Genomic DNA, 6,846 nt, shown 5'->3' with positions numbered 1-6,846 from the left:
TCGCTAAAAATTTAGCGTCATTATCTATCGAGGTAAGTGTACTATTTTGATCTAAACCATCTAATATCCAGGAAGTAGATAAACCTGTTCCTGTTCCAAGTTCCAGAAATTTACCTGAAGGCTTGGTAGAAGCAAGTGTTCTGAGCAAAGAGCAAGTCAACACATCAGATGCCATGTCAAATCCTGATGCTTTTGTTGCACCATTAATTTGCTGGTAGGCCTTCGGGAAGTGTTGATTGATTTCTTCAGTCATTTGTTTTTAAGTACTTTCTTATTCTTTAAATTTCTTTTTTGGTTGATGGTTTTTTAGTTCATGGTATATGGCCGAATTGGCTATCAACCATTGGCTATTTAACTATCAACCAACATTCTACCTGCTATATAATCACTTCGTAATTTACTTTTTCGAGTACCAGGTTTTTATAAGCTCGCTGTATGGTATAACCGAGAGATTCTCTCCACAACGGGCGATATACGATATCATCAATTGATGCTATACCTGCTATCTCGGTTGCTGTTCCACATAAGAAAGCGCTGTCGGCATTTTTTAAATCTTCTGTAGTTAATTTTTTCTCAATGCATTCTATATCCAGAACGGTGCAAAGTTCTTTTACGGTTGCACGTGTAATTCCTGGTAAAATATTTCCTAAAGATGGTGTAAACAGTTTTCCGTCTTTTTCAAGAAAGATGTTTGCTCCAGATGCCTCGGCAACAAAACCGTGCATATCCAAAAGCAAAGCCTCGTCATAACCTTTAATATTTGCCGCAGTAGTAGCTAAAATAGAATTAACATAGTTTCCACTCAATTTCGCCTCCATTGGAATCGATTTTGGGTTTGGCCTTTCATAATCAGAAACTGTTAATTTTAACAATTTGTTACCAGAATATGCATCCCATTCCCAGGCACAGATTAAGATCGAAACCCCACTCGGCTCGTTTAATTTCATGTTCGGGTGGCAAAATACCAGGGGACGGATATAAGCATCTTTCAGTTTGTTCAACTGAAGTAATTTATAGGTTGCTGCAATTAATTCCTGTTTATCCCATGGGAAAGGAATGTTTGCCAATTGGCAAGAACGCTCTAAGCGATCGAAATGGGCCGCGGCTTTGAAAATGCGGTTGCCGTTGTGTGTTTTATAGGCTCTAATACCCTCGAAAGCAGCATAGCCGTAGTGTAGCGACTGCCCGTAAAGGTCGGTACTGCTATTTACAGCTTTTTCGAACTGTCCATCAAGGTAAATAATCGTATTAGAATTATAGTATTTCATCTGTTTATTCTTATTGTTTTTAACCGTCAGATGGAGCTTACCATGATAAATAAGCATTCCATTTTTTATTTTGACTATTTATCATGGGCGGTTCATAATACTGTCTTTTTGTTATTTAAAAAAAGCGTCCCGTTTGTATCGGGACGCTTTAGGTATATTTAGTTTTTTAAAATCTATTTAAACTGCGTCCGCTTATTACCCCATAAAATGTTTAGGAGTAGGAGGTTAAGTAAAATGACAGGTAACACTACATTACCAGCTGCTTTTGCAGTAGTAGCGGTAGAAAATATGTTGTTCTGAATAGTCATTGTTATCTTATTGTTTATAAAAACCAATTTAGTTTTTGGTTCATTAATATGCAAGAGAAATCAGAAAAAAGTTAAATAAGAATATAATTTTGAAAATGAATCTATATTCAGAATATTATTCTTAATTAGAGTTGGATTAGTTATTTAATGCCGATAGCCGTAGACCAAATATCAAAACGGTATACAGTCTGTTTGTTATGCTTGCATTATAAATTTTCTATTTTTCTGCCTAAAACGAGTTAAAGGCTGTATGAAATTGAAAATTCTGGTCAGATTTTGATGTTAAAATGCTAAGAATTATTGGTGTTTTTTTGTGGATATTAAAGTATTATTAAACTGGCTTGATTGTTTATTGTAAAGTTGTGTAATTTAATATTAGAAACTATTCCTATGAAAATAATTTATATCTTTTTTGTTGTATTAATCGTATTATTTAGTGGTTGTTCCCCGTCAGATTCAACCTCACATCTCAAAATGGGGAACCAGGCCATTTTAACTTCTGATACGGTAAAATTATCTGTTAAGGTGGCAGGCAAAGGACCTGTTTGTATCTACTTACATGGAGGCCCTGGTCAGGACTTTCTTTCCTTTGAAAAAATGGGTGGAGCAAACCTGGAGAAATGTTTAACAATGGTTTACCTGGATCAAAGAGGATCTGGTCATTCGCAAAATGCAAAAAATTATAGTTTAGACCGGATTGTTCAAGATGTTGAAGAACTGCGGTTAAAATTGGGCGTAGAAAAAGTGTACTTACTTAGTCATTCATTCGGTGGTATTCTGGCCATTAACTATGCCTTGAAGTATCCAGAACATTTATCTGGCATCATCATGGCGAATACAATAGCCCATTTCATGAATCCAAACCAGGTGAAGGAACAAATTGAATATGGATATCGGTTACTAAAAAAGGATACCACTATAAATGAAACAGATTTTAAAAAATTAATGAACGGAGCGGCGCTGGTTAGAAAAAAGTTAAGCGCGGTGCATCTTGGATATAAATATATTGCCAATGATGTAAATACCGTTATCAAAATGGACAGCATCGAAAACTCCTATAAACGTACATCAGATTTCGGAATGACTCTTTTTATGCCTTTAATGGATAGCACAAAGATGCAGAAGTATCCAGAATATTTTAAAGATTATGCTTTACTTACCAGTGAAATTAAAACACCGGCCTTGATTATAACGGGTAAGGATGATCACGCTGTTGGACCGAACTATTACAAAAATTATAAATTTAAAAACCAAAAGGTAGTGCAATTAAACGGCTCGCACATGCTTTATTATGAAAACAGTAAGGAATTTACTGTGGCGGTTTGTGATTTTGTTAAACAATAACATAAACAAAAAACCTCCCTGATTTTTAAATCGGGAGGCTTTTTGTTTTCGTCGCTCTGAGTTCTTTTACAGATGCTGAAATAAATTCAGCATGACGAATAATTAGATTAAGCGACGCCTTCAGCTAAAACCACAATTTTGTTGTGAATAGCTTCTACTACACCGCCTTTAATAAAAAAGCGTTGCTCATCAGCTTTGTTTGCTTTTATAATAACTTCTCCATCTTCTAAAGTAGAGATGATAGGGGCATGGTCTTTTAAAATCTGGAAAGAGCCTAAAGTACCAGGAACCGTAACTGCTGTTACTTCACCTTCGAAAACTTTTTTATCTGGAGTTAATATTTCTAAATTCATTTTTTTTAGATTTAAGCATCAAGTAGCTAGTATCAAGTAGCAAGATCCTGTTTATAGTCCTGATACTTAATACTCAAATCTCGATACTAGTTCGCTTCTGCTAATAATTTTTTACCTTTTTCGATCGCATCTTCAATGCTACCAACCAAGTTAAATRCAGCTTCTGGATACTCATCAACTTCACCATCCATGATCATGTTAAATCCTTTGATGGTATCTTTAATGTCAACCAATACACCTTTTAAGCCGGTAAATTGCTCAGCTACGTGGAAAGGTTGAGATAAGAAACGCTGAACACGACGTGCTCTTGATACAACTAATTTATCTTCTTCAGATAATTCGTCCATACCTAAGATCGCGATGATATCTTGTAATTCTTTATAACGTTGTAAAGTTTCTTTAACACGTTGTGCAGTGTTATAGTGCTCATCACCTAAAACAGCTGGAGAAAGGATACGTGAAGTAGAATCCAATGGATCTACCGCAGGATAAATACCTAGTTCAGCAATTTTACGCGAAAGTACTGTAGTAGCATCTAAGTGGGCAAAAGTTGTTGCCGGAGCCGGGTCAGTTAAATCATCCGCTGGTACGTATACCGCTTGTACTGATGTAATTGATCCACGTTTTGTTGAAGTAATACGCTCTTGCATTAAACCCATCTCAGTTGCCAATGTTGGTTGGTAACCTACAGCTGATGGCATACGACCTAATAAAGCCGACACCTCAGAACCTGCCTGCGTAAAACGGAAGATGTTATCAACGAAGAAAAGGATGTCTTTTCCAGCGCCTTCGCCATCACCATCACGGAAATATTCAGCAACAGTTAATCCTGATAATGCTACACGTGCACGTGCACCAGGAGGCTCGTTCATTTGACCGAAAACCAATGTTGCTTTAGATTCTTTTAATTTTTCAGTATCAACAGCTTTCAAATCCCAACCACCTTTTTCCATTGAGTGTAAGAATTCGTCACCATAGTTGATAACACCTGACTCAATAAACTCACGAAGTAAATCGTTACCCTCACGAGTACGCTCACCAACACCTGCGAATACTGACAAACCAGCATAAGCTTTAGCGATGTTGTTTACCAACTCCATAATTAATACGGTTTTGCCTACACCAGCACCACCGAATAAACCGATTTTACCACCTTTTGCGTATGGCTCTAATAAATCGATAACTTTAATACCTGTAAAAAGTACCTCAGTTTCAGTTGATAAATCTTCAAACTTAGGAGGAGTAGCATGGATAGGACGACCATCAGTTTTATCAACTGTGTTGATACCGTCAATCGCTTCACCAACTACATTAAATAAACGACCTTTAATTTGGTCGCCAACTGGCATTTTAATCGCAGCACCAGTGTCAACTACGTCCATTCCACGAACTAAACCGTCTGTAGAGTCCATCGAGATTGCGCGTACACGATCTTCACCTAAGTGCTGTTGAACTTCTAAAACAATTTTTTGTCCATTTTCTTTCGTTATCTCTAACGCATCAAAAATTTTAGGTAGATGGGCATCATTAGCAAAGCTAACGTCAACCACAGGGCCGATAATTTGTGCTATTTTTCCTAAGTTAGGCATATCTGTTGTGAGTAAATTTATTACAGTCAATGAATTAAAGCTGTTTATAGGGGCTCCAATTCGGTTGGCAAAGTTAAGTTTTTCTTACTTAATTTTAAATATATATTATAAATTTTTTCAACATGGTTTTTATAGATAATTTAGAGCCATAAATAAGGCGTATGAAAACCATTTTAACAACAGGCAGCAACGGTCTTTTAGGACAGAAATTAACTGAAAAAATTCTCGCCGAAGGAAGGGTAAAGCTTGTTGCCACTTCTAAAGGAACAAATCGCTATCCGGTAAAGGATGGGTATAGATATGCAGAAATGGATATTTTAAATGCTGTTCAGGTTAGGGAAGTTATTGAAAGATACAGCCCTGATGCCATTGTGCACACCGCCGCAATGACCAATGTTGATATTTGTGAAGCTAATAAAACGCTTTGTCGCCATCTAAATGTAGATGCAGTTCAAACGTTGATATCAATATGTGAAGAAAAAAACATTCAACTTATTCATTTAAGTACCGATTTTGTTTTTGATGGTGCCGACGGGCCATATAGAGAAGAGGATGCAGTTAATCCGGTAAGTTATTATGGCGAATCGAAAGTACTGGCGGAAGAGCTGTTGAAGAACTCAAAAGCAAACTGGGCAATCTTAAGAACAATATTGGTATATGGGATAACCAGCGATATGAGCCGGAGCAATATTGTACTTTGGGCCAAAGAGGCATTAGAAAAAGCATCGCCTATTAATGTAGTAAACGATCAATGGCGTATGCCTACTTTAGCTGAGGATTTAGCTGAAGCCTGCTTATTGGCGGTAGAAAAAAATACAAAAGGAATTTATCATGTATCGGGTAAAGATTACATGATTATTGCAGATTTAGTGCGAAAAGTTGCTGATTTTTGGGGCCTTGATCAATCATTTATTAATGAAATAAGTTCTACAGGTTTAAACCAAACAGCTAAACGACCGATTAGAACTGGTTTTGTTTTAGATAAGACCATTAAAGATCTAGATTACCGTCCACATAGTTTTGAAGAAGGCTTGGCGATTTTGGATCAGCAGATGAAAAAAGATAATTAGTTCACTGGTCATAGTTCATTTGGGGGATGCAATACTAATGAACAAATGGCCGATGAACTATTGAACCAATTAATATATTTAACCCATAAAAAATACATAATGGCATTACAAGTTGGCGATAACGCCCCYGATTTCAAATTATACAGTTCAGATTTAACCGAAATTGCGCTTTCTGGTTTCAAAGGTAAAAAAGTAATTATTCACTTTTTTCCGATGGCTTTTACCGGAACATGTACAGAACAATTATGTACCATGCGTGATAATTTTAGCTATTACGAAGGGATAGATGCACAGGTAATTGGCATCTCAGTTGATTCTCCATTCTCTTTGGCTAAGTTTAAAGAAGTTCAAAGTTATCAGTTCCCTTTATTGTCTGATTTTAACAAAGAAGTATCAGCAGCTTATGGTGCTTTTTATGATGAATTTGTGTTCGGATTGAAAGGTGTTTCCAAAAGAGCGGCTTTTGTGATCAATGAAGAAGGAAAAATAGCTTATGCAGAAGTTTTAGAAGATGCACATGAGTTGCCTGATTTTAAAGCAATTAATGATACATTAAACGCATAAAGCATATTCTGCAAAAGAATATTTTGAGATTTTTTTAAAATTTAATTGGAAATTAAAATATCARATTATACCTTTGCAGTCCGTTAACGATACGGAAATGCATTTGTAGCTCAATTGGATAGAGCATCTCACTACGGATGAGAAGGTTTGGGGTTCGAATCCCTACAAGTGCACTTGAAGGGAGGATTGAAAAATCCTCCCTTTTTTGTCTACGATCATGACGCGTAAATCTCTCATTTTTAGTTAGTTAAATGAAAGCATATTCATGCTAGGTATTCGATAAATACCATTTTCCTAGTAAAGGTTTGAATCGAACACCAAGTCAATAAATTCTCGCTTTTCCAGTGTGT

6 protein-coding genes, 1 tRNA gene and 1 pseudogene are annotated in these 6,846 nt (G+C 36.3%); 4 read left to right on the top strand and 4 right to left on the bottom strand.

Annotated elements, in window-relative coordinates:
* Positions 1 to 253: pseudogene (locus AC1DPQ_RS13260) on the bottom strand (hypothetical protein); the annotation flags it as partial.
* 124 nt (positions 254 to 377) lie between these two features.
* Entirely contained in the window at positions 378 to 1,268 is an 891-nt protein-coding gene (gene ilvE, locus AC1DPQ_RS13255) for a branched-chain-amino-acid transaminase (RefSeq protein ID WP_057931982.1), read from the bottom strand.
* A gap of 698 nt (positions 1,269 to 1,966) precedes the next feature.
* Between ilvE and AC1DPQ_RS13250 the strand changes: the two genes are divergently transcribed.
* Positions 1,967 to 2,920, top strand: coding sequence for an alpha/beta fold hydrolase (locus AC1DPQ_RS13250; protein ID WP_477609677.1), 954 nt, complete (start codon positions 1,967 to 1,969; stop codon positions 2,918 to 2,920).
* A 107-nt stretch (positions 2,921 to 3,027) separates the two neighbouring features.
* Here the strand turns inward: AC1DPQ_RS13250 and atpC are convergent, their stop codons facing one another.
* Together atpC and atpD are read right to left on the bottom strand one after the other, a co-directional pair.
* Positions 3,028 to 3,273: an ATP synthase F1 subunit epsilon gene (atpC, locus tag AC1DPQ_RS13245; protein ID WP_029276466.1), complete on the bottom strand. Its 246-nt coding sequence runs from the start codon at positions 3,271 to 3,273 to the stop codon at positions 3,028 to 3,030.
* 86 nt (positions 3,274 to 3,359) lie between these two features.
* Positions 3,360 to 4,862 (bottom strand): F0F1 ATP synthase subunit beta, encoded by a 1,503-nt coding sequence (gene atpD / locus AC1DPQ_RS13240; protein ID WP_477609679.1) that lies wholly within the window; start codon positions 4,860 to 4,862, stop codon positions 3,360 to 3,362.
* Between the two features lie 161 nt (positions 4,863 to 5,023).
* Between atpD and AC1DPQ_RS13235 the strand changes: the two genes are divergently transcribed.
* The 3 genes from AC1DPQ_RS13235 (at position 5,024) to AC1DPQ_RS13225 (ending at position 6,669) form a co-directional block, all read left to right on the top strand.
* Positions 5,024 to 5,932 (top strand): SDR family oxidoreductase, encoded by a 909-nt coding sequence (locus AC1DPQ_RS13235; protein WP_477609675.1) that lies wholly within the window; start codon positions 5,024 to 5,026, stop codon positions 5,930 to 5,932.
* Positions 5,933 to 6,031: 99 nt separating this feature from the next.
* Positions 6,032 to 6,496, top strand: coding sequence for a redoxin domain-containing protein (locus AC1DPQ_RS13230; RefSeq protein ID WP_477585264.1), 465 nt, complete (start codon positions 6,032 to 6,034; stop codon positions 6,494 to 6,496).
* Between the two features lie 99 nt (positions 6,497 to 6,595).
* Positions 6,596 to 6,669: transfer RNA gene (locus AC1DPQ_RS13225), tRNA-Arg, on the top strand.
* Positions 6,670 to 6,846 lie beyond the last annotated feature (177 nt).

The organism is Pedobacter sp. 01T416_2 (genome assembly GCF_056398925.1).
Note: the sequence above shows the minus strand (reverse complement) of the source record. Positions and strands in the feature narration are given on the sequence as shown.